Annotated in this window: 22 protein-coding genes and 3 tRNA genes; 15 read left to right on the top strand and 10 right to left on the bottom strand. The window is 64.8% G+C overall.

What is annotated here, in order from left to right; translation table 11 throughout:
* The first annotated feature begins 10 nt into the window (after window positions 1-10).
* The 14 genes from B5E66_RS10570 to B5E66_RS10505 all read left to right on the top strand — a co-directional run bounded on the left by B5E66_RS10570 (window position 11) and on the right by B5E66_RS10505 (window position 13,791).
* A complete protein-coding gene (locus B5E66_RS10570) occupies window positions 11-706 on the top strand; it encodes a response regulator transcription factor (protein ID WP_087232651.1) in 696 nt (231 codons plus the stop codon).
* A gap of 54 nt (window positions 707-760) precedes the next feature.
* A complete protein-coding gene (locus B5E66_RS10565; protein WP_087232702.1) occupies window positions 761-2,182 on the top strand; it encodes a sensor histidine kinase in 1,422 nt (473 codons plus the stop codon).
* A gap of 32 nt (window positions 2,183-2,214) precedes the next feature.
* A complete protein-coding gene (locus tag B5E66_RS10560) occupies window positions 2,215-3,162 on the top strand; it encodes a DUF1385 domain-containing protein (RefSeq protein WP_087232648.1) in 948 nt (315 codons plus the stop codon).
* Window positions 3,156-4,130: a N5-glutamine methyltransferase family protein gene (locus tag B5E66_RS10555; protein WP_087232646.1), complete on the top strand. Its 975-nt coding sequence runs from the start codon at window positions 3,156-3,158 to the stop codon at window positions 4,128-4,130. Before B5E66_RS10560 ends, B5E66_RS10555 begins: the two co-directional genes overlap by 7 nt.
* A 104-nt stretch (window positions 4,131-4,234) precedes the next feature.
* Window positions 4,235-5,425 (top strand): recombinase RecA, encoded by a 1,191-nt coding sequence (recA, locus tag B5E66_RS10550; RefSeq protein ID WP_087232643.1) that lies wholly within the window; start codon window positions 4,235-4,237, stop codon window positions 5,423-5,425.
* A 3-nt stretch (window positions 5,426-5,428) separates the two neighbouring features.
* Complete coding sequence (locus B5E66_RS10545; protein WP_087232641.1) at window positions 5,429-5,929, top strand: regulatory protein RecX; 501 nt, start codon at window positions 5,429-5,431, stop codon at window positions 5,927-5,929.
* Between the two features lie 23 nt (window positions 5,930-5,952).
* Window positions 5,953-7,296: a 30S ribosomal protein S12 methylthiotransferase RimO gene (gene rimO, locus B5E66_RS10540; RefSeq protein ID WP_087232638.1), complete on the top strand. Its 1,344-nt coding sequence runs from the start codon at window positions 5,953-5,955 to the stop codon at window positions 7,294-7,296.
* Between the two features lie 104 nt (window positions 7,297-7,400).
* Window positions 7,401-7,982: a CDP-diacylglycerol--glycerol-3-phosphate 3-phosphatidyltransferase gene (gene pgsA / locus B5E66_RS10535; protein WP_087232635.1), complete on the top strand. Its 582-nt coding sequence runs from the start codon at window positions 7,401-7,403 to the stop codon at window positions 7,980-7,982.
* A 51-nt stretch (window positions 7,983-8,033) separates the two neighbouring features.
* Complete coding sequence (locus tag B5E66_RS10530; protein WP_242956018.1) at window positions 8,034-8,669, top strand: hypothetical protein; 636 nt, start codon at window positions 8,034-8,036, stop codon at window positions 8,667-8,669.
* A gap of 80 nt (window positions 8,670-8,749) precedes the next feature.
* Window positions 8,750-9,766, top strand: a complete 1,017-nt coding sequence (locus B5E66_RS10525; protein WP_087232632.1) for an NAD(P)H-dependent glycerol-3-phosphate dehydrogenase — start codon at window positions 8,750-8,752, stop codon at window positions 9,764-9,766.
* A 199-nt stretch (window positions 9,767-9,965) separates the two neighbouring features.
* Window positions 9,966-10,688 carry a LytR/AlgR family response regulator transcription factor gene (locus tag B5E66_RS10520; protein ID WP_087232629.1) on the top strand — a complete coding sequence of 241 codons (723 nt, stop codon included), beginning with the start codon at window positions 9,966-9,968 and terminating at the stop codon, window positions 10,686-10,688.
* On the top strand, window positions 10,681-11,949 hold the full coding sequence (locus B5E66_RS10515; RefSeq protein WP_087232626.1) for a sensor histidine kinase: 1,269 nt from the start codon (window positions 10,681-10,683) through the stop codon (window positions 11,947-11,949). Before B5E66_RS10520 ends, B5E66_RS10515 begins: the two co-directional genes overlap by 8 nt.
* Window positions 11,950-12,027: 78 nt before the next feature.
* Window positions 12,028-12,828, top strand: coding sequence for an aldo/keto reductase (locus B5E66_RS10510; RefSeq protein ID WP_087232623.1), 801 nt, complete (start codon window positions 12,028-12,030; stop codon window positions 12,826-12,828).
* A gap of 30 nt (window positions 12,829-12,858) precedes the next feature.
* A complete protein-coding gene (locus B5E66_RS10505) occupies window positions 12,859-13,791 on the top strand; it encodes an ROK family protein (protein WP_087232620.1) in 933 nt (310 codons plus the stop codon).
* Between the two features lie 64 nt (window positions 13,792-13,855).
* Here B5E66_RS10505 and B5E66_RS12930 read toward each other — a convergent pair whose 3' ends face one another.
* The 8 genes from B5E66_RS12930 to B5E66_RS10470 form a co-directional block, all read right to left on the bottom strand.
* Complete coding sequence (locus B5E66_RS12930; RefSeq protein ID WP_143406980.1) at window positions 13,856-14,002, bottom strand: FeoB-associated Cys-rich membrane protein; 147 nt, start codon at window positions 14,000-14,002, stop codon at window positions 13,856-13,858.
* Between the two features lie 16 nt (window positions 14,003-14,018).
* Entirely contained in the window at window positions 14,019-16,073 is a 2,055-nt protein-coding gene (gene feoB, locus B5E66_RS10500; RefSeq protein WP_242956016.1) for a ferrous iron transport protein B, read from the bottom strand.
* Entirely contained in the window at window positions 16,066-16,299 is a 234-nt protein-coding gene (locus B5E66_RS10495) for a FeoA family protein (protein ID WP_087232617.1), read from the bottom strand. Before B5E66_RS10495 ends, feoB begins: the two co-directional genes overlap by 8 nt.
* A 215-nt stretch (window positions 16,300-16,514) precedes the next feature.
* A tRNA-Thr gene (locus B5E66_RS10490) sits at window positions 16,515-16,590 on the bottom strand.
* A 3-nt stretch (window positions 16,591-16,593) separates the two neighbouring features.
* A tRNA-Asp gene (locus B5E66_RS10485) sits at window positions 16,594-16,670 on the bottom strand.
* A 135-nt stretch (window positions 16,671-16,805) separates the two neighbouring features.
* Window positions 16,806-17,759, bottom strand: coding sequence for a phosphatase PAP2 family protein (locus B5E66_RS10480; RefSeq protein ID WP_087232614.1), 954 nt, complete (start codon window positions 17,757-17,759; stop codon window positions 16,806-16,808).
* Window positions 17,760-17,866: 107 nt separating this feature from the next.
* Window positions 17,867-17,942, bottom strand: a tRNA-Trp gene (locus tag B5E66_RS10475).
* A 56-nt stretch (window positions 17,943-17,998) separates the two neighbouring features.
* Window positions 17,999-18,469: an RrF2 family transcriptional regulator gene (locus tag B5E66_RS10470; RefSeq protein ID WP_087232612.1), complete on the bottom strand. Its 471-nt coding sequence runs from the start codon at window positions 18,467-18,469 to the stop codon at window positions 17,999-18,001.
* Window positions 18,470-18,829: 360 nt separating this feature from the next.
* Here B5E66_RS10470 and B5E66_RS10465 point away from each other — a divergent pair, with 360 nt between their 5' ends.
* Window positions 18,830-19,258, top strand: coding sequence for a hypothetical protein (locus tag B5E66_RS10465; protein ID WP_087232609.1), 429 nt, complete (start codon window positions 18,830-18,832; stop codon window positions 19,256-19,258).
* A gap of 71 nt (window positions 19,259-19,329) precedes the next feature.
* On the opposite strand, the gene aroD is transcribed toward B5E66_RS10465, so the two are convergent.
* On the bottom strand, window positions 19,330-20,097 hold the full coding sequence (gene aroD / locus B5E66_RS10460; protein ID WP_087232607.1) for a type I 3-dehydroquinate dehydratase: 768 nt from the start codon (window positions 20,095-20,097) through the stop codon (window positions 19,330-19,332).
* Between the two features lie 182 nt (window positions 20,098-20,279).
* On the bottom strand, window positions 20,280-20,471 hold a 192-nt coding region (locus tag B5E66_RS13245), incomplete at its 5' end, for a hypothetical protein (protein ID WP_206393069.1).

Genomic DNA, 20,471 nt, shown 5'->3' with positions numbered 1-20,471 from the left:
GGTAACACCGATGGTAAAAGTGCTAGTTGTGGAGGACGAGGCCAGCATCCGCGAAATGATCGCCCTGAACCTGCGCCGCGCCGGCATGGAAGTGCTGGAGGCGGGCAGCGCCGAGGAAGCCCTGGCCCTGCTGGAGCAGGACCCCGGGTGCAGCACGGCCATCCTGGATGTGATGCTGCCGGGGATGAACGGTTTTTCCCTCTGTGAGACCATCCGCCGCTCCAACCAGAAGATCGGCATCATCATCCTCAGCGCCAAGGGGCAGGAACAGGACAAGATCCGGGGCCTGTCCATCGGGGCGGACGACTATATGACCAAACCCTTCTCGGTCAGCGAACTGCTGGCCCGGGTGGAAGCCCTCTGCCGCCGGGTGGGGCGCAGCGCCGGCGAACCAAACGACGGTCCCACCACCCTGGTCAGCGGCGATTTTATCCTGGACGAGAACCGCCGCCTGCTGCTCAAGGCGGGCCGGCCCATCGAATTGACCCAGGTGGAGTTCCAGATCATGGAGCTGTTTTTCCGCAGCCCCGGCACCGCCCTCAGCCGGGAGCGGATCCTGAAAGGGGTGTGGGGGGAGAACTACTTCGGGGACGTCAAGATCGTGGATGTGAACATCCGCCGCCTGCGGATGAAGATCGAGGACGAGCCCTCCCATCCGGCCCATATCCTGACGGTGTGGGGCTATGGCTACCGCTGGGAGGAGTGACGCGCCCGGATGATGAAACGCCTGAAACACAAACGACACCCCGGGACCGCCGGCCTGCACAGCGGCATCACCCGCCGCTGGATCCGGGGCAGCCTGCTGGTGACCGTGCTGCTGCTGGTGGTGATCGAGGGGATGTTCCTGTACAGCACCACCCGCAGCTATTACGACGGGGTGCAGCAGAGCATGTACCAGCGCTTTTCCTCCATCAGCGGCCAGCTGAAGGTCTATGGCGGGGACACCGCCCGCCGGATGGCGGCCAACCGCAGCCTGGCTCTGCGCCGGATGGTGGAGCAGTTTTCGGACAAAGACAAATACGAGTTCATGCTGCTGGACGGCCAGGGCAGCGTGATCGCCAGTACCAGCGGCACCAGCGCCGCCGGCATCATCAGCGCCCGGGACTTTGAGGAGGCCCAGACCTCCGCCGACGGCTACGGCACCGCGGTCTACACCACCTCCACCGGGGAGCTGGTGATGTCGGTGTGCTGTCTGGTGCCCTATGCTGCCGAGGAGATATCGGCCATGCGGATGGTGACCAGCCTGTCCCTGGTGCGCCAGCAGCTGCTCAACACCGTTCTGCTGAGCCTGCTGGTGGCGGGGGCGGCGCTGGGCTTTGCGGTGACCTCGGGCCTGTACTTCGTGCGCAGCATCGTGGTGCCGCTGGGCCAGGTGGAGCGGGCCGCCGCCGACATCGCCCGGGGGGACCTGGGGGTCCGCCTGCCCGAGACCGATCCTCCGCGGGACGAGATGGACCGGCTGCGGGGCAGCATCAACCGGATGGCCCGGGGCCTGGCCGAGACCGAAAAGATGAAAAACGAGTTCATCTCCTCGGTGTCCCATGAGCTGCGCACCCCCCTGACCTCCATCCGGGGCTGGGTGGAGACCCTGGAGACCCTGGACGACCCCCAGGACGCCAACTACCGCAAGGGGCTGGACATCATCCACAGCGAGACGGGGCGCCTGTACAATATGGTGGAGGAGCTGCTGGATTTCAGCCGGCTGCAAAACGGCGGCATCCACATGGAGTGCCGTCCGCTGGACCTGGTGGCCGAGCTGACCGACGCGCTGCTGTTCTGCGAGCCCCGGATCCAGCAGGAGGGGCTGGAACTCTCCTACGCCGAGCCGGAGGAGATGATCCCGGTCTACGCCGACCCCGACCGGCTGCGGCAGGTGTTCATCAATGTGCTGGACAACGCCATCAAATATTCGGCCCCCGGCGGGCGGATCACCGTCAAGCTGTGGGCCGGGGAGTATAAAGCCTTTGTGGAGATCATCGACCAGGGCCGGGGCATCCCGCCGGAGGATATCGGCAGCGTCAAGTCCAAGTTCGTCAAGGGCAGCAACGCGGTGCGGGGCAGCGGCATCGGGCTGGCACTGGTGGATTCCATCATGACGGCCCTGGACGGCACCCTGGACCTGCGCAGCACCCTGGGCAGGGGCACGGTGGTGACCCTGGGCCTGCCGCTCTACCGGCAATAAAAAAGAAAGCGAACGTAGGAGTAAAAAGACCAATGAACGAGCCCAAAAAAGAATGTTTCAAGACCAGTGTGGGGGGCCAGGCCCTGATGGAAGGCATCATGATGCGGGGCCCCCGGCTGATCTGCTGTGCGGTCCGCCGGCCGGACGGGGAGATCGAGACCAAGACCGACCCGGTGCCGGCGCGCAAACCGTGGATGAAGGTCCCCATTCTGCGGGGGGCCGTGTCCATGATCGAGAGCCTGGTGGTGGGATACCGCTACATGATGTACTCGGCCCAGGTGAGCATGGGGGACGAGTACGACGAGGAAGAGGAGGAGACCGCCTTTGAAAAATGGGTGGGGGAGCATCTGGGCGAAAAGGCCGAAAAGGTGCTGCTCACCGGCGCGGCGGTGGTGGGCGGCCTGGGGGCCATCCTGCTGTTCACCGTGCTGCCCACCCTGGTGGTGGCGGGCATCGGCCATTTTGTGGAGCTGGGCCGCTGGCCCCGGGTGATCATCGAGGGGGTGCTGAAGGTCTGCATCTTCCTGGGCTATATGTTCCTGATCTCCCGGATGAAGGAGATCGAGCGGGTGTTCCGCTACCACGGGGCGGAGCACAAGACCATCGCCTGCTACGAGGCCGGCGACCCCCTGACGGTGGAGAACGTCCGCAAATACACCCGGTTCCATCCCCGGTGCGGCACCAGCTTTCTGATCCTGGTGGTCATCATCAGCGTGTTCCTTTACAGCGTGCTGCCCTGGAGCAGCACCGGCCTGCGGGTCCTGCTCAAGCTGCTGCTGCTGCCCCTGGTCATGGGGATCAGCTACGAGCTGCTCAAATGGTGCGGCCGGTCGGACGGCCTGCTCAGCCGCATCGTGCGCCAGCCCGGCCTGTGGGTCCAGCGGCTGACCGTCTTTGAGCCGGATGACAGCATGATCGAGGTGGCCATCCGCGCGGTGACGCCGGTGCTGCCCGAGCGCCCCGAGGAGGGCAGATGGTGACCGCCGGCCAGCCGCCCCGGGAGGCCCTGGCCGCGGTGGAGCGCTGTCTGGAGGCCGCGGGCTGTCCCGACGCCGCCTGCGACGCCCGGGAACTGTTCCGCCTGGCCACAGGCCGGGACCCCCGGCTGTCCGACCGTCCCCTCAGCCCGGAAGAGGCCGGGCGCCTGGAGGAGGCGGCCCGGCGCCGGGCCGGCCGGGAACCGCTGCAATACATCTGCGGGCGGTGGCCGTTCCTGACCTTTGAACTGGCGGTAGGGCCGGGGGTGCTCTGCCCCCGCCCCGACACCGAGGTGGTGGCCGAAGAAGCGGTCCGCCTGCTGGAAGGGGTGGACTGCCCCCGGGTGCTGGACCTCTGCGCCGGCACCGGCTGTCTGGGGCTGGGGGTCAAGGCCCTGCGCCCCGACGCCCAGGTGACCTGCCTGGAGAAAAGCCCCGAGGCTTTGGCCTATCTGCGGCTGAACGCCCGGTGCGCTCTGGCCGGCCAGCCGGAGGCCCCCGGCGGCATGGAGGACCTGCTGGAGCCGGACGCCTTTGCGGAGGCGGAGGCTCTGGCCCGGCTGGGCCTGCCCGGCCTGGAGACGCCGGCCGTCCGGGTGGAGGAGGGAGACCTCTTTGATTACTGGCGGCAGCTTCCGGCGGGACAGCTGGACCTGATCGTGTCCAATCCCCCCTACCTCACCGCCGGCGAGATGGAACACCTGCAGCCCGAAACGGCCCGGGAGCCCGCCATGGCCCTGGCCGCAGGGGAGGACGGTCTGGATTTTTACCGCGCCATCGCGGCGGATTACCGGGCCGCGCTGCGCCCGGGCGGGGCGCTGGTGCTGGAGATCGGCTGGCAGCAGCGCCGGGCCGTCACCGCCCTGCTGGAGGATGCGGGCTGGACCGCCGTCGCCTGCCGCAGGGACTACGGCGGCAACGACCGCTGCATCACGGCCCGGGCCCCCGGCGGAGCGGAGGATGTGCGCTGACTTTACAACTTACTGTTGTAATTCTGCCGATTTGTGCTATACTATAAAGGAAAGAGATCGGGACATGGTCCTGTATTGGAAAACCGGCAAAGGAGCATCAGGGTATGGCTAAAAATCAGAACAACGCAGCGGCGGCCACGGCGGTCAAAAAGACCGAGCCGGACGCCCGGAAGGAAGCGCTTTCCACCGCGCTGGCCCAGATCGAAAAGCAGTTCGGCAAGGGTGCGATCATGAAGCTGGGGGACAACGCCGCCTTGCAGGTGGAGGCCATCTCCACCGGCAGTCTGGGGCTGGATCTGGCGCTGGGCGTGGGCGGCGTGCCCAGAGGGCGGATCATCGAGATCTACGGGCCTGAATCCAGCGGCAAGACCACCCTGGCGCTGCACATCCTGGCGGAAGCCCAGAAAAAGGGGGGCGAGGTGGCCTTCATCGACGTGGAGCACGCCCTGGACCCCAACTACGCCGCCGCGCTGGGAGTGGATATCAACAGCCTGCTGGTCAGCCAGCCCGACACCGGTGAACAGGCCATGGAGATCTGTGAAGCCCTGGTGCGCTCCGGCGCCATCGACGCCATCGTCATCGACTCGGTGGCGGCCATGGTGCCCCGGGCCGAGATCGAGGGCGAGATGGGCGACAGCCATGTGGGCCTGCAGGCCCGCCTGATGAGCCAGGCCATGCGCAAGCTGACGTCGGTGATCGGCAAGACCAACACGGTCTGTGTCTTTATCAACCAGCTGCGCGAAAAGGTGGGCGTCATGTACGGCAACCCCGAGGTCACCACCGGCGGCCGGGCGCTGAAATACTATGCCTCGGTGCGGATCGACGTGCGCCGGGTGGAGGGCCTGAAGGATTCCTCCGGCCAGTTCATCGGCAACCATACCCGGGCCAAGGTGGTCAAGAACAAGGTGGCGCCCCCCTTCCGTGAGGCCGAGTTCGATATCATGTTCGGCAAGGGCATCTCCAAGACCAGCGAGCTGATCGACGTGGGCGTCAAGCTGGGCATCCTCCAAAAGAGCGGCGCCTGGTTCAACTATGGGGACATCCGCCTGGGCCAGGGCCGTGAGAACGCCAAGCAGTTCCTGACGGACAACCCCGAGATCGCAAACGACATCGAAGGGCAGATCCGCGCCAACGCGGACAAGCTCTATTCCACCGGCCGCCGGGGCGCCATGGCCAAGGGCAGCGCCGCGGTAGCCGCCCAGGAGGCCGCCCCCAAGGCCGCCGCCGAGGGCCCGGTGGTCAAGGCGCCCGCCCCCAGCAGCGAGAGCGAGCTGGACATCATGGTGGAGGATTAAGCCATGGCGTGGCAGCGCGGTCCCCGAAAGCCCCGGGAGCTGTCCGCCGACCCGGCCGAGGCCCGCAACCGGGCTCTGGCCCTGCTGGCCGGGCGGGACTATGCTTCCGCCGAGCTGTATGAAAAGCTGTGCGCCCATCACACCCCCGAGGCCGCCGCACAGGCGGTGGCCGGCCTGGTCCAGGCGGGGCTGCTGGACGATGCGCGCTACGCCCTTCTCAAGGCGCGCAGCCTGCAGCGGGCGCGCAAAAGCCGGCTGGCAGCCGCCATGGCCCTGCGGGGCAAAGGACTGACCGACGAGCAGATCGACGCCGCCCTGGAGGAGGCCTATGCCCCCCGGGAGGACGCGGACCCCGAGCTGGAGGCCGCCTGCGCCCTGGTGGCGGGGCCGTACCGGTCCAAGCTGGCCGCGGGCCGGCGGGACCTGGTGGCCGCCGCGCTGGCCCGGCGGGGCTTTCCCCACCGGGTGATCCGGCAGGCGCTGGACGGGGCCGGCGAGGAATGAAAACAAGAAAGACGAGCGACAACATGAAAATTGCCTGTATATCCCTGGGCTGTCCCAAAAACCAGGTGGACCTGGATGGGATGGTCTACACCCTGCTGGCCGCAGGGCACGAGACGGTGGCCGACATCCAGGACGCCGACATGGTGCTGGTCAATACCTGCGGCTTTATCGAGAGCGCAAAGGAGGAGGCCATCGAGAATATCCTGGAGGCGTGCAGCTATAAGGAGCAAAACCCCGGCCTCAAGGTGGTGGTGACCGGCTGCCTGGCCGAGCGCTACCGCAGCCAGATCCGCGCCGAGATCCCCGAGGTGGACGCGGTGGTGGGCTGCGCCTCCAACCAGATGATCGATCGGATCGCCGCCCGTGTGGCGGAGGGCGAGCAGCTGGAGAGCTACGGCCCCAAGCGGGACTTCCCCCTGGGAGGCAAGCGGGTGATCGGTACGCCGGCCCACTACGCCTACCTCAAGATCGCGGAGGGCTGCAACAACCGCTGCCACTACTGCGCCATCCCGCTGATCCGGGGGCCGCTGCGCAGCCGGGAAATGGATGACTGTGTGGCGGAGGCCCGGTGGCTGGCCAGCGAAGGGGTCAAGGAGCTGGTGGTGGTGGCGCAGGACCCCACCGCCTATGGCGAGGACTGGGGCAGACCCGGCAGCATCTGCGCATTGCTGGACCGCCTGAACGAGATCGAGGGGATCGAGTGGATCCGCATCCTCTACGCCTACCCCGAGCGGATCACCGACGACTTCATCGCGGCCATGCAGCGCAACCCCAAGGTGCTGCCCTACCTGGATCTGCCCATCCAGCACTGCAACGACGAGATCCTGCACAACATGAACCGCCGTTCCACCCGGCAGGAGCTGCTGGATGTGATCGCCAGGCTGCGTGCGGCCATCCCCGGCATCACCCTGCGCACCACCCTCATCGCGGGTTTCCCCGGGGAGACCGAGGCCCAGTTCGAGGAGCTGTGCGCGTTCGTCAAGGAGGTGCAGTTCGACCGGCTGGGCTGCTTTGCCTATTCGGCGGAGGAGAACACCCGGGCCGCCTCGATGGAAGGCCAGATCGACGAGGAGACCAAAAAGCGCCGCGCCGACCTCATCATGGAGATCCAGACCGGCATCATGTCCCGCAAGCAGGCCGGCAAGGTGGGCCAGACGCTGCGGGTGCTGTGCGACGGCCTGGACGATGAGAGCGGGCTGTACATCTGCCGCACCGCCGCAGACGCCCCCGAGATCGACGGGGCGGTGTGCGTCGCCAGCGAGGAACCCCTTTACCCCGGCCGGTTCTACGACGTCCATATCGAGGAGAGCGACCTGTACGACCTGTACGGCCGGCTGGACGGGGAAAATACAGAGGGGAATGCATGACTGAGCTATTCCGGAACGTAAGCTCCGGCAGGGCAGAAGGCATATACAAAAAGGCGTAAACGCCGCGTATATGCCGGAATGGAACGAATCAGGAGGGATCTGTGATGAACCTGCCCAACAAATTGACAATGGCCCGCATCCTGCTGGTGCCGGTGTTCATGGTGTTTGCGTCCATGACCCGGTACAACACGGAAGGGTATACAGCCGCCTGGTATCTGGCGGCGGGCGTGGTGTTTGCGGTGGCCAGCTTCACCGACTATCTGGACGGACACCTGGCCCGCAAGTGGCATTTGATCACCGACTTTGGCAAGTTTGCCGACCCGCTGGCCGACAAGCTGCTGACCACGGTCGCCTTTTTGTATATGATGCGGGACGGGGTGTGTTCGCCGGTGGTGCTGGCGGTCATCCTGGCCCGGGAGTTTGCGGTGTCGGGCCTGCGGATGGTGGCGGCCGGCGCCAAGGACGGCAAGGTGATCGCGGCCAACATGTGGGGCAAGGTCAAGACGGTGCTGCAAATGCTGAGCATCATCTTCTATTACTTTGCCGCCGCCCTGGCCGGGCCCACCGATACCATGGCGGTCTGCCTGATCTCCAGCGCCCTGTGCTGGCTGGTGGCCGCGGTCACCGCCATTTCGGGCATCAAGTACCTGGTGGACAACCGCCATTTCATCAACACGGCAAAATAAAAGGGGGCGGGCTGTCGGGCCCGCTCTTTCTGCTGGGAGGGAGACCGATTGATGCATACCAGCCGCCTGCAGAAGGCGCTTTCGATCCTGGCCAACCTGGCTGTTTTTGGGATGGAGACCGTTGCCATCCCCCTGAGCTGGAGCGGGGTCCGGGAACAGATGTTTCTTTTTTACACCGAGCTGTCCAACCTCTTTGCGATGGCGGTCTGCCTGGCGGTGGCCCTGTGCCAGCTGCGGGCGCTGTGCACCGGGGGCGAGATGCCGGCCTGGGCCCGCACCCTCAAGTATGTCGTCACCTGCTGCCTGATGCTGACCTTTTTGACGGTGGTGTTTGTGCTGGCCCCCATGTATGGCCCCGACGGCCATTATGTCATGCTGCTGACCAGCTCGATGCTGTACAATCACTTCCTCAATCCGGTGCTCGCCTTCCTGTCCTTTACCCTGCTGGAACGCGCCCCGGCCCTGCCCCGGCGCACGGTGCGGTATGCCCTGGTGCCTACGCTGCTGTACGGCAGTGTGGTGCTGGCCGCCAACATTGCCAAAGTGTATAAAGGACCCTATCCGTTCCTGTATGTTTACGAGCAGCCGGTGTGGGTCTCGGCGCTGTGGATGGTGACCATCCTGGGGGGCAACGCCCTCATCGCCCTGGCGGTGTGGAAGCTGGGCGGCGGCCGGCGGGCGTCTTGACGGGCCCTGCGGTTTTGGGGTACAATAGAAGAAGAAATTCGCCCCGCACAGCCGGGGTGAGAATACGGAGGTTGCGAGCAATGGCACGAAAAATTGGTATTTTGGGTGCAGGCACCTGGGGCATCGCCCTGGCCCGGATGCTGGCGGTCAACGGCAGCGACGTGCTGGTCTGGTCGGCCATCCCCAAAGAGGTGGAGGACCTGGCCCGCACGCGGGTCCATCCCAACCTGCCCGGTATGGTGCTGCCCGAGTCGCTGCGCTTTACCAAGGAGATCGCCGAGGTGTGCAGCGGCCAGGATATCCTGGTGTTTGCGGTGCCTTCGGTGTTCGTCCGCTCCACGGCGGCCAAGGCGCGCCCCTATATCCGCTATGGCCAGCTGATCGTGGATGTGGCCAAGGGCATCGAGCCCGAGACCCTGTTCACCATGACCGAGGTGCTGGCCGACGAGCTGGGCAAGGAGGACGGTCCCCGCGGCATCCGCCTGGTGGCCCTGTCCGGCCCCACCCACGCCGAGGAGGTGGCCCTGGACCTGCCCACCACCATCGTGTCGGCCTCTCCGGACGCCGAGGCCGCAGCCATCATCCAGGAGGCGTTTACCAACCAGTGTATGCGGGTGTACACCAACCCCGACATCAAGGGGGTGGAGCTGAGCGGCGCCCTCAAAAACGTCATCGCCCTGGGGGTGGGCATCTCCACCGGCCTGGGCTATGGCGACAATGCCCGGGCGGCCCTCATCACCCGCGGCATCGCCGAGATCGCCCGGCTGGGTGTGGCCATGGGCTGCAACGTCCATACCTTTGCGGGCCTGGCCGGCATCGGCGACCTGATCGTCACCGCCACCAGCCAGCACAGCCGCAACAACCGGGCCGGCCAGCTGATCGGCAAGGGCCGCACCCCCTCCCAGGCCGTGCAGGAAGTGGGCATGGTGGTGGAAGGGATGAACGCCCTGCCCGCCGCCCTGGAGCTGGCCCGGCGCTACCGGGTGGATATGCCCATCGTCCAGACGGTGAACGCTGTGGTCAACCAGGGGATGAGCGCCGCCGACGCGGTGGACACCCTGATGAACCGCGACCCCAAAGACGAGCTGCCCGGCTGAGAAAGCCGCGGCGATCCATCGACAGAACCAAAGCCCCCGCTCTCCGGCCAGGAAGGCGGGGGCTGCTTTTTGGGGTCCGGCCCCGCCCGCCCGGCTTGACAAGCCCTGTAAAATTGTGTATTTTTTATGATAATAAAGGTGCAGGATGCCGGCCCGGCGCGGACCCGGGCGGGCTTTGGGACAGAGGGGAACAGGGTGTATGAAGATCTTGATTTGCGATGACGACCTCGGATTTTGCCAGCGGGTGCAGAAGATGGTGCAGCCCTTTTTTGCGGCCCGGCATCTGCCGGCGGAGTGCAGGATCTGCATCAGCGCGGGGGAGATGATGGCCCTGGAAGGGCTGGAGCTGTACCAGCTGGCGTTTCTGGATGTGGACCTGGTCACCGCCAACGGCATCGAGCTGGGGCGCATCCTCAAGCAGAAAAACCCGTCCATCATGCTGGTGTACATATCGGCCTATCTGGAGTTTGCGCCCCAGGGATACACGGTCAGCGCGTTCCGCTACATCCTGAAAGGGGATATCCGCCGGGCGCTGCCGGCCTGCCTGGAGGACCTGTACGCCGAGATGTTCAAAAAACAGAAGGTGCTGCTGGCGGAAGTCAACCGGGAGATGGTGCGGGTGCCCTACGACGACATCTTTTCGCTGGAGAGCGCGGGGCGCAGGATCCAGGTGCTGGGCCGGGTGCCCCGCCAGCCCCTGTGCATCTTCTACGGCAAGCTGTCCGAGCTGCCAAACGCCCTGTTTGAGAGCGGCTTTTTGCGCATAGGGCGCAGCGCGGTGGTCAATATGCGGTATGTCCGGCGGATCATCGGGTACAAGGTGTGGATGGACAACGGCGTGGAGCTGAGCGTCAGCCGCACCAGCTACGCCCAAGTGCGGAGCATCTATCTGGAATGGAAGGGGCGGTTTGGAGATGTCTGATGCGCTGCAATCGCTGGCGCTGCCCTGCCTGGGGGAGTTTTTGGCTGCACTGCAGATCCAGTACGCCCTGCTGGGCAAGGGCCGGCTGCCCCTGTGGGCGTCGGTGGCTGGCTCGCTGGCCCTGTGGGCCGCCACCCAGGGGCTGTGGGGGCATTACACCGCCTTTTCGTTCTGGGCGCTGTTTTTCAACGCGCTGCGGATGCTGATGGCCTCGATGTTCTTTGGGGGCACGCTGACCAAAAAGGCGTTTTCGGTGGTGGCCTGCGGCGGGATCACCCTGTTCTATGGCAACCTGCTGGGGTCGCTGGTGGCCCGGTTCCGCCAGATCCGGCTGGCCCAGGTCTGGCTGACGCCCGAGATCATGGTGCTGTACCTTCTGCTCAACCTGTTCGTCTACCTGGGCATCCGGGTGCTGAAAAAGCAGTCCTGGGTGGAGGAGCCGGTGCAGCGGCGGCTCAGCGGCCTGTACCTGACCGTGCTGACGCTGCTGAGCGTCATCCTGACGGCGTTTGGGCAGATGTCGCTGCAATATGAGTTTCTGTTTTTGATCTGCCTGGGCCTGGTCATCTCGGTGATGATCTACTTTGCGCTGCTGGCCATCTTCAACGCCCGGCTGGCCCAGGCCAACCAGACCGCCCTGCAGATGAAGATGGAGCAGGAGCGGGCCGACGCCCTGATGGAATCCTACCAGGCCCAGCGCCGCCTGACCCATGAGTTCACCAACCACATGGACGCGGTCAACTTCTACCTGAACAAGGGGGACGCCGCCGGGGCCAGGGAGTACCTGGCCAGCGTGGCCCAGCGCATCTCGGCGGGAACGTCGGTGGTCAACACCCACAACCCCCTGCTGGACGCGCTGCTCAGCCGGGCCTATCACAGCGCCTCGGAAAAAGAGATCATGATGAACTTCGATCTGTGCGACCTCAGGCAGTTCCCCCTCAGCAACACCGACATGGTGACGGTGATCAGCAACCTGCTGGACAACGCCATCCGCGCGGCCGCCCAGGCCGACCCGCCCCAGATCAACGTCCGCATCAAACAGATGGACGGGGAATATGTGGTGTCGGTGCGCAACCGCGTCCGGGAGGATGTGCCCCTTCACGGGGACGAGCTGCCCGCCTCCACCAAGCAGGAGCCGGGCCACGGGGTGGGCCTGGCCAACGTGCGCAGCGTGCTGGTCCGCTATGGCGGCGAGTACGCCATCAGCTGCAAGGACCGCTGGTTCTGCTTTACCTTCACGGTGCCCGTCCCGGCGGCCTGAAAAGGGCCCGGCGCCCTCGACTTGGCCGCGGCGGTGTGGTACAATGGTCCAAAAGCGGAACGTGCAGGAGGGCAGGTCATGGAGTATACGACGCTGAACAACGGGGTACGGATGCCCCTGCTGGGCTATGGCACCTGGGAGGTGCGGGGCGAGGAGGGCTGCCGCTGCATCCGCCAGGCCCTGGAGGTGGGTTACCGCCTGCTGGACACCGCCCAGATGTACGGCAACGAGGAGATGGTGGGGCGGGCGGTGCGCCAGAGCGGCCTGCCCCGGGAGGAGATCTTCCTCACCACCAAGCTCTACCGCCCCAGCGCCAGCTATGAAAAGGCCTGGCAGGGGGTGGAGGATTCCCTGCGGGCGCTGGGGGTGGATTACATCGACCTGATGCTGATCCATGAGCCCTATCCGGAGGCGCCCGCCATGTACCGCGCCCTGGAGGAGGCCTATGACGCCGGCAGGATACGGGCCATCGGGGTGTCCAACTTTGACCAGGCGGCCCTGGAGCGGCTGCTGGCCTGCTGCCGGGTGACGCCGGCGGTGGACCAGATCGAGTCCCACGTCTACCATCCCCGGCTGGAGCTGCAGAAGTGGCTGGCGGCGCGCGGCATCCGGATGCAGTCCTGGGCCCCCTTCACCGAGGGGCGGCGGGACATTTTTGCGCAGCCCGAGCTGGTGCAGGCCGGCGCGGCCCACCGCAAGACGGCTGCCCAGGCGGCCCTGCGGTATCTGGTGCAGAACGGGATCGGGGTGATCCCCAAGACGGTGCACCGGCAGCGGATGGAGGAAAACTTTGCCATCTTCGACTTTGCCCTCACCGAACAGGAGATGGAACGGATCCGCGCCCTGGATGGCGGGCAGTCCCTGTTTGGCTGGTATTGAGGCAGCGTATTTGCAGAAAGGAACAAGGGTATGAAGCGGTATTTGGCGCTGGATATGGGGGGCACCTTCATCAAGTATGCCCTGATGGAGCCCCAGGGCGAGATCGCAGCCAGCGGGAAGGTCCCCTCCCCCCTGGACAGCATGGAGCATCTGCTGGAGGTGCTGCGCGGCATCGGACAGCAGTTCCAGGGGGCGTATGCGGGCGTGGCCGTCTCGATGCCGGGCCGGATCGATACAAAGCGCGGCATCGCCCACACCGGCGGGATGTTCACCTACATCCGGGATACGCCGGTGGGACAGCTGTTTGCCGCGTGTCTGGGCCAGCCGGTGTGCGCGGCCAACGACGCCAAGTGCGCCGCCAGCGCAGAGCTGTGGAGCGGCGCGCTGCAGGGGGTGTCCAACGGCGCGGTGGTGGTGCTGGGCACCGGCACCGGCGGCGGCGTGGTGCTGGACGGCAAGGTCTGGATGGGGACCACCTTTGCGGCCGGGGAGCTGTCGGTGCTGCCGGTGCGGTTTGCGGGGCTGGCGGGGATGGGCAAGGGCTCCCATGACCTGGACACCGACCTGCTGTGGGCCCACTATGCCTCGGCCACCGGCCTGCTGCACCAGTACGCCATCCGCAAGGGGGTGGACCCGGCGGGGCTGGACGGCCTGCAGTTCTTTGCGGCCTACGACGCCGGGGAGAAGGAGGCCGTGGAAGCGCTGGATACCTTTGGCGAGATGACCGCCGCCGGCATCTATGCGGTCCAGTCGGTGCTGGACCTGGAGCGCTACGCCATCGGCGGCGGGATCAGCGCCCGGCCCGAGGTCACCGGCATCATCCGGGAAAAGCTCGGGCAGCTGTACGACGCCATCTTCTTCACCCCCTTCGGCAAGCCCGAAGTGGTGCGCTGCAAGTACGGCAACGACGCCAACCTCCTGGGCGCCCTCCGGTTTTTCCTGGAACGGGAGAAGATGCGCTGAAACAAGAAAAAGCACCGCCTCCGGCCGGGGGCAGTGCTTTTTTGTTGTATAGGGGGGACCGGCCTCAGCGGCAGCGGCCGCGCCAGGGACAGCGGCCGGAGCAGCAGCTGCATCCGCCGTGCGTTTTGCGCCGCCGCAGACGCCGCAGGGCCCAGAAGGTCCAGGCCGCCAGGGCCGCCAGGATCAGCAGGCCCGCAAAGAGGGTGCTCATGCCCGCGCCTCCTTTCTCACAGCAGCAGCATACCGGTCTGATAGACCGCGAAGGTGACCAGCCAGGCCACCGCCAGCTGGAAGGCGGCGGTAAAGACGGTCCAGCCCCAGCTGCCCGATTCCTTCTGGATGGTGGCCAGGGCGGCGGCACAGGGGATGTACAGCAGGCAGAAGATCATCAGGCAGAGGGCGTTGAAGGGCCCGAAGCCGATCCCCTCGAGGGCGGCGGCAAAGGCGGCCATCCCGGCCTCCGAGCTGGCGTTGACGATGCCGAACAGCACCGCGCAGCTGGAGACCACCACTTCCTTGGCGGAGATGCCCGCGATGAGGGCCACCGCGATCTGCCAGAAGCCCAGGCCGATGGGGGCAAAGAAGGGGGTCAGGGCCTTGCCGATGAGGGCGCCGAAGCTGTCCGACATGGCGGGAGTGTAGCCGGCGGGGCCGAAGTTCAGCACCACCCAGATGAGCAGGGTGGCGATGAAGATGGTGGTGCCGGCCTTTTCCAGGTAATCCTTGACCTTTTCCCAGACATAGATGGCCACCGTGCGGGCGTCGGGGAGCTTGTATTCGGGCAGCTCGATGAGCAGGTAGTTGACGCTCTTTTTCCGGTCCATCAGATGGAGCAGCGCCGTGACCAGGATGGCCACCAGAATGCCGATCAGGTACATGGAGTAGGCCACCACCATGGCGTTGTCCCCGAAGAACATCTCGGAGAAGAGGATGTAGATGGTCAGCCGGGCGTTGCAGCTCATGAAGGGGGTCACCAGCATCACCTTGAGCCGGTCGTGCTTGTTTTCCAGCGCGCGGGAGGCCATGACGGCCGGCACCGTGCACCCGAAGCCCAGCAGCATGGGGATGAAGGCCTTGCCCGACAGCCCCAGCTTGCTCATGATGCCCTCCATCACATAGGCCACCCGGGCCATGTAGCCGCTGTCCTCCAGCAGAGCCAGGCAGAGGAACAGGATCAGGATGTTGGGCAGGAAGGTGACGATGGTGCCCACGCCCGCGATGATGCCGTCCACGATCAGGGAGGACAGCACGTCCCCGGCATGGATGGCGGCCAGGGCGGCGGCGGCCCCGTCGGACAGCCAGCCGATCAGCAGCTCCAGATAGCCCTTGAGCCAGTCGCCGATGGTGAAGGTCAAGAAGAAGATGGCCGCCATGATGACAAGGAAGATGGGGATGCTCCACACCTTGCTGGTCAGGAGCCGGTCGGCCCGCTCGGTGAGGATATCCTGCCGCTCCTTGTGGATCAGCACCTCGTCCAGGATCTCCCCGATGAAGTCGTATTTCTGGTTGATGATGTCCGACTCATAGCTGCGGTCCAGCACCTGGGGCAGGTCCACCGGGTATTTCTCGCAGATCTCCTTGTCCCCCTCCAGCAGCTTGAGGGCGTGCCAGCGCTCGTTGGTCAGGCCGGGGTAGCGCGCGTGCAGCGCGGGGATGATCTGGTCGATCTTGTCCTCGATCGGGTCCGAATAGACCATGGTGTACTCGGCGTGGTGGTCGTGCCGGTGATGGGAGACGGTCTTGTGCTGGTGCACCAGGGGGTCGGGCCCGGTGCTGTCCTTGTGGTGGGCGGCGGCGTGGAGCAGCGCGTCCAGGCCGCGGCGCTGCCGGGCCGACACCGGGATGACCGGGATGCCCAGCATCTCGGGCAGGCGGTGCAGGTCGATCTCCATCCCGCGCTTTTCCACAATGTCCATCATGTTCAGGGCCATCACCACCGGCTTGCCCAGCTCCAGCAGCTGCAAGGTCAGGTAGAGGCTGCGCTCCAGGGCCGAGGCGTCCACCACGTTGATGATGACGTCCACCTCCCCGCTGAGGATGAACTGCCGGGACACCGTCTCCTCCATGGTGTAGGAAGTCAGGCTGTAGGTGCCGGGCAGGTCCACCAGATGGATGTTCAGGCCGTGGTGCCGGACGGCGCCCTCCACCTTTTCCACCGTGACCCCCGGCCAGTTGGCCACCTTGAGGTTGGCGCCGGTGTAGGCGTTGAACAGGGTGGTCTTGCCGCAGTTGGGATTGCCGATGAAGCCGATGGTCATGTCGTGTCCGCTGCGCTCAGGCATGGGGCTCACCCTCCTTTACTTCGATGTTTTTGGTAATGTTATACCCCAGCGCGAAGCGGGTGCCCCGCAGCTTGATGATCAGGATGCCCTTGCCCTTGCGGTTGAGCACCGAGACAGGGGTCTCGTTGGTCATGCCCAGCGCCTCCAGCCGGCGTTCGAGCTGGAAGGGCAGGCCGATCTTTTCCACAATGTAGGTCCGCCCGATCTGTGCGTCCTTCAAATACATCTTTCACACCTCCAAACCGGGAAGTTGCATACCGTTAACTTCCCCTTTTTATATTAGCCCTCCGAAGGCCGTTCGTCAATAAAGCCGGCGTTTTTTGGCGCTTTGGGACAAAAGCCGGGGCCGCCGCGGCCCAAAACCGGCAGATGCGCCCATACGGGGCCGGAGGGCAAACAAAAAAGCCCCTCCAAAGCAGACCGCTTTGGAAGGGCTGTGCCTGGAGCTGCTATCCAGATTTGAACTGGAGACCTCATCCTTACCAAGGATGCGCTCTACCAACTGAGCTATAGCAGCATATGGCGACCCGGATCGGGCTCGAACCGACGACCCCCAGCGTGACAGGCTGGTGCTCTAACCAACTGAGCTACCGGGCCATACTTGCGATGGCCGCCGGCGTCTGACCGCCGGAACGTGCTTTATTATACCAGCCGGGGGCGGCGTTGTCAAGGGCCAATTTTCGATTTTTTTAAAAGGACGCGGATACGAAAAAAGCCCCCGAAGGGGCAAGGTCAGCCGGCCCGGCGCGCGCCGCGCTGGATGCGGCAGATGAGGGCGGGGACGGCGGCCATGACGTAGAAAGCCAGCAGCGCGCAGCTGATAAACTCGGCCCACAGAGCGCCGCAGACCGGCGCCAGGGCGCGGGGCAAAAGCAGATACAGCCCCAGCATGGGGATCAGCGCCGCCCCCGCCAGGGCGAACTGCCAGGGCCGGTGCTCCCGGGTGGAAAAGCGCAGCCGGCGCCGCTCGATCAGCCAGCCGGGGTAAAAGCCGAACACCATCCCCGCCGCCATAAAGCCGTCCTCCATCATGGCGAGGGGGTCCACCAGCAGCACGCCGTCTACATAGTCCATGGGATAGCTCTTGCACAAAAACCAGACCACCGCCAGCAAGGCGGCCGCCATCCCGCCGGCGGCCACCGCCGCGTCCAGGCCGGGCTGCCGCTCCACACGCTCCATGAGACGGCCGTTCAGCCACAGATACGCCCCGCACAGCAGGATGCTGGCCGCCACGTCCTGGAAGGTGTGCACCCCCAGATAGTTGCGGGAAAAGGCGGTCAGCAAAACCATGGCCCCCATCAGCCGCGCCAGCCAGGGCCGGTTTTTGCCGTACCACAGGCCGATGCTGCGGTAGATGGCCATGGCGCTCTGGGTGTGCCCCGAGGGAAAGGAATAGCCGGTGGCGGTATCCAGGGCGCCCGGCGCCGGATGGAGCCGCGCGTCGCGCACCCAGGGACGGTAGACGCAGGCGGTCAGCTTGATGACCTGGGTCAGCAGACTGCTGCCCACATAGTTCATCATCAGGAAATTGCCGAAATGCCGGTCCACCGCCCAAAAGACAAAGGCCGCCGCCGCCACCGTCGCCGGACTGGCGGCCAGATCGCTGACAAGCTCCATCAGGGGCGTCAGCACCGCGCCCGCGCTTTCCCGCAGGCGCTGCAACAGCAGCAGATATTCAAGATCCATACCAGCAGCTCCTTCCGTCTGTGCCTCATTCTATGCAGGGCCGCGGGATAGGGTCCGGCCCGGCGGCACAAAAAGAAAAAGCACAGCGCCGGCTGGCACTGTGCTCTTGGCAGGGGTAGTAAGTCTCGAACTCACGGCACGCGGTTTTGGAGACCGCTGCTCTACCAACTGAGCTATACCCCTATACACCCGGCATTCCGTCGAATGCCTGCTTATTATACTTGATTTGGCGGGAAATGTCAAGGTGTTTTTTCGCCCAAAGCCCGATTTTTTGCACAGGCGCAGGCGCCGCCCGGTTTTTCCATCATGCTTTTGGCGATGTCGGCCAGGCTGACGCTCTCGAGATACTGGTTGATCACCTCGTCCAGCCCGGCCCAGAAGGGCAGCGTGGCGCACTGGTCCGAGAGAGGGCACTCGTTGATCTCGCTCTCCAGGCAGGGGATGGGGGCGACGCTGCCCTCCATCACGGCGATGATCTCCCCCGCGGTGATCCGGGCGGGGTCCCGGGCCAGGCGGTATCCGCCCTGGCTGCCCCGCTCGCTCTTGACCAGACCCGCCTTGGCCAGGGGCGTGACCAGCTGTTCGAGATATTTCAGGCTGAGATGCTGCCGCTCACTGATCTCCTTCAAGGGCATAGCACGCCCGGAAGTGGAACAGGCCAGCTCGGCCATCAGGCGCAGGCCGTACCGGCTCTTGGTAGAAAACCGCATCCTTTTACCTCCTCGTCTGGATATGCAAACAGTATAGCACGGGAACGGGGATTTGAAAAGACTCTCGTCTTTAGGGGGAACCCATTTCTGCGCGCAGTCGCGCGACAGAAATCCTTTCCCCCTAATATCCCCCTTTTAGACAAAATTTGCCGTCGAACCGCGCACTCACCGCAAAGCGGCTCGCACACTCTCTCCGTCAAATTTCCCTGTATGTGTCCCGACCGTACGCGCATGTCGTCCGGTCGGGACGATCGTTTTGATTTGTTTATAGCGCCATTTTGGCCCTTGTGAAAACAAAAAAGGTCTGTTATCATAAAAGAAACAGGATCACAGGCGCAGCGAACACAAGGGAGGATTCATATGGGATACGATGCCAAAGACTTTGCCGGCAGGCACTGCGGCTGCCGCTATCAGCAGGATTACCGTCCGGTGCTGGGCCGGGACGGCAAAAAGGAATCGGGCACGCTGGAAGTCATGAAGTTCTACTACGACGGGAAGATCCGCTTTGAGCAGCACTGCTACGGCGAGGCGGCCACCTTTGTCTTTGGGGTGTGGTGCGACGGGATGGACCCCGACGGCACCCTGCACTGGTCCCGCCCCAAGAGAGGCTACTACGATGAGCAGTACCTGCCCAAAAAGCTGACCCGGGTGGGGGAGGACGGGAGCCTCTACTTCGACGACGGCATCTTTCCCTGGAAGCTGGCCGACGATTTCACCGACGACCCGCGCTGGGGCTACCCCCGCTGGAAGGTGGCCCTGGGCAAACTGACCGGCAAGGGCCGGAAATAAACGGAGGGCGGCGGCCATCCGGACACAGACCGAAACACGGCGCGGCGCAAAGGCGGCGCCGCGTTTTGCTTTTAGGACAGCGATTCCAGACGCAGCCGGTCCAGCACGGGGTTCAGGACATCCAGCTCGATCTGGCCGGGCGCGCTGGCCTTGCCCGCGCAGGCAAAGGTCATGGCGGAGCCCATCGCCTCGCCGCAGAGCCGGCTGATGCCGCCCAGCGCCCCCATGCTCATGGTGATGACGGGGGTGGCCGGGTGCTGTTCGGCCATCTCGGCGGTGGCGGCCAACAGGGCAAGGAGGTCCCGGCGGCTCTGGGGCATGACCGCCAGCTTGGGCAGGTCGGCTCCGGCCCGCTGCATGGCGCACAGACGGTCCACCATTTCCCGGCAGGACGGCGTCCCGGAAAAATCGTGGCTGGAGCAGACGACCGCCACCCCCCGGGCATGGGCGGCGGCGATCAGGCCGGGCAGCCTCTCCCCGGCGGGCAGGAACTCGATGTCCAGCAGGTCGGCGCAGCCGCCGGCGCACACCCGGCGGCAGAATGCGTCGTATTCCTTTGGCGCGGCATCCGCCTGGCCGCCCTCCGGCCGGGTGCGCAGGGTGACCAAAAGCAGCTTTTCTCCCACGGCCTGCCGCAGTCCGGTCAGGCACCGGGCCAGGGCGTCCGCATCCCGCCAGCCGCTGAACCAGTCGGCCCGGAATTCCACACAGTCGGCCTCCAGGCCGGCAAAGGTCCGTCCGCGGGCAAGGATGTCCGCCAGGTCCTGTTCTACGATGGGCAGGATGACTTTGGGCCGCCCTTCCCCGATCCGGCATCCCCGTACAGTAACGCAGGGCATACGATCCACTTCCTTCCCTTATTATAGGTATCTGTATCATACCGGGAAGGGGGCGGAAATGTCAAGGGCCAAGAAACTTCCAAAAAGTTGAAAAAAGGGGTTGACAAAAGGAGGAAAGAGTAGTACTATACATGAGCGCCCAGCGGGGCGCCCACAAAACGCAAAAGAGCTTGCGAAAAGCTTCAAAAAAGAGCTTGACAAGCAAAGGCGGATGTGGTAAAATAAACAGGTCGCCGGTCGAAAGACAGCGCGACACAGGACCTTGAAAATTGAACAATATCGAATACTTGTAACGGAACCTTTAAAGTGTTGGAAACACTTAAAATTCCAAAAAAGTAATTCACAGGACGCAAGCGATTGCGTGCTGAGGAACA

The organism is Faecalibacterium sp. An121 (genome assembly GCF_002160915.1).
Classification (GTDB): domain Bacteria; phylum Bacillota; class Clostridia; order Oscillospirales; family Ruminococcaceae; genus Faecalibacterium; species Faecalibacterium avium.
This window is presented reverse-complemented; position numbering and strand designations above follow the sequence as displayed.

What these genes read in the sequence shown, in the direction of transcription:
- B5E66_RS10570 (WP_087232651.1), top strand. Translation starts at nt 11, where the DNA reads ATGGTAAAAGTGCTAGTTGTGGAGGACGAGGCCAGCATCCGCGAAATG.
- B5E66_RS10560 (WP_087232648.1), top strand. Translation starts at nt 2,215, where the DNA reads ATGAACGAGCCCAAAAAAGAATGTTTCAAGACCAGTGTGGGGGGCCAG.
- B5E66_RS10555 (WP_087232646.1), top strand. Translation starts at nt 3,156, where the DNA reads ATGGTGACCGCCGGCCAGCCGCCCCGGGAGGCCCTGGCCGCGGTGGAG.
- recA (WP_087232643.1), top strand. Translation starts at nt 4,235, where the DNA reads ATGGCTAAAAATCAGAACAACGCAGCGGCGGCCACGGCGGTCAAAAAG.
- B5E66_RS10545 (WP_087232641.1), top strand. Translation starts at nt 5,429, where the DNA reads ATGGCGTGGCAGCGCGGTCCCCGAAAGCCCCGGGAGCTGTCCGCCGAC.
- rimO (WP_087232638.1), top strand. Translation starts at nt 5,953, where the DNA reads ATGAAAATTGCCTGTATATCCCTGGGCTGTCCCAAAAACCAGGTGGAC.
- pgsA (WP_087232635.1), top strand. Translation starts at nt 7,401, where the DNA reads ATGAACCTGCCCAACAAATTGACAATGGCCCGCATCCTGCTGGTGCCG.
- B5E66_RS10530 (WP_242956018.1), top strand. Translation starts at nt 8,034, where the DNA reads ATGCATACCAGCCGCCTGCAGAAGGCGCTTTCGATCCTGGCCAACCTG.
- B5E66_RS10525 (WP_087232632.1), top strand. Translation starts at nt 8,750, where the DNA reads ATGGCACGAAAAATTGGTATTTTGGGTGCAGGCACCTGGGGCATCGCC.
- B5E66_RS10520 (WP_087232629.1), top strand. Translation starts at nt 9,966, where the DNA reads ATGAAGATCTTGATTTGCGATGACGACCTCGGATTTTGCCAGCGGGTG.
- B5E66_RS10515 (WP_087232626.1), top strand. Translation starts at nt 10,681, where the DNA reads ATGTCTGATGCGCTGCAATCGCTGGCGCTGCCCTGCCTGGGGGAGTTT.
- B5E66_RS10510 (WP_087232623.1), top strand. Translation starts at nt 12,028, where the DNA reads ATGGAGTATACGACGCTGAACAACGGGGTACGGATGCCCCTGCTGGGC.
- B5E66_RS10505 (WP_087232620.1), top strand. Translation starts at nt 12,859, where the DNA reads ATGAAGCGGTATTTGGCGCTGGATATGGGGGGCACCTTCATCAAGTAT.
- B5E66_RS12930 (WP_143406980.1), bottom strand. Translation starts at nt 14,002, where the DNA reads ATGAGCACCCTCTTTGCGGGCCTGCTGATCCTGGCGGCCCTGGCGGCC.
- feoB (WP_242956016.1), bottom strand. Translation starts at nt 16,073, where the DNA reads ATGCCTGAGCGCAGCGGACACGACATGACCATCGGCTTCATCGGCAAT.
- B5E66_RS10495 (WP_087232617.1), bottom strand. Translation starts at nt 16,299, where the DNA reads ATGTATTTGAAGGACGCACAGATCGGGCGGACCTACATTGTGGAAAAG.
- B5E66_RS10480 (WP_087232614.1), bottom strand. Translation starts at nt 17,759, where the DNA reads ATGGATCTTGAATATCTGCTGCTGTTGCAGCGCCTGCGGGAAAGCGCG.
- B5E66_RS10470 (WP_087232612.1), bottom strand. Translation starts at nt 18,469, where the DNA reads ATGCGGTTTTCTACCAAGAGCCGGTACGGCCTGCGCCTGATGGCCGAG.
- B5E66_RS10465 (WP_087232609.1), top strand. Translation starts at nt 18,830, where the DNA reads ATGGGATACGATGCCAAAGACTTTGCCGGCAGGCACTGCGGCTGCCGC.
- aroD (WP_087232607.1), bottom strand. Translation starts at nt 20,097, where the DNA reads ATGCCCTGCGTTACTGTACGGGGATGCCGGATCGGGGAAGGGCGGCCC.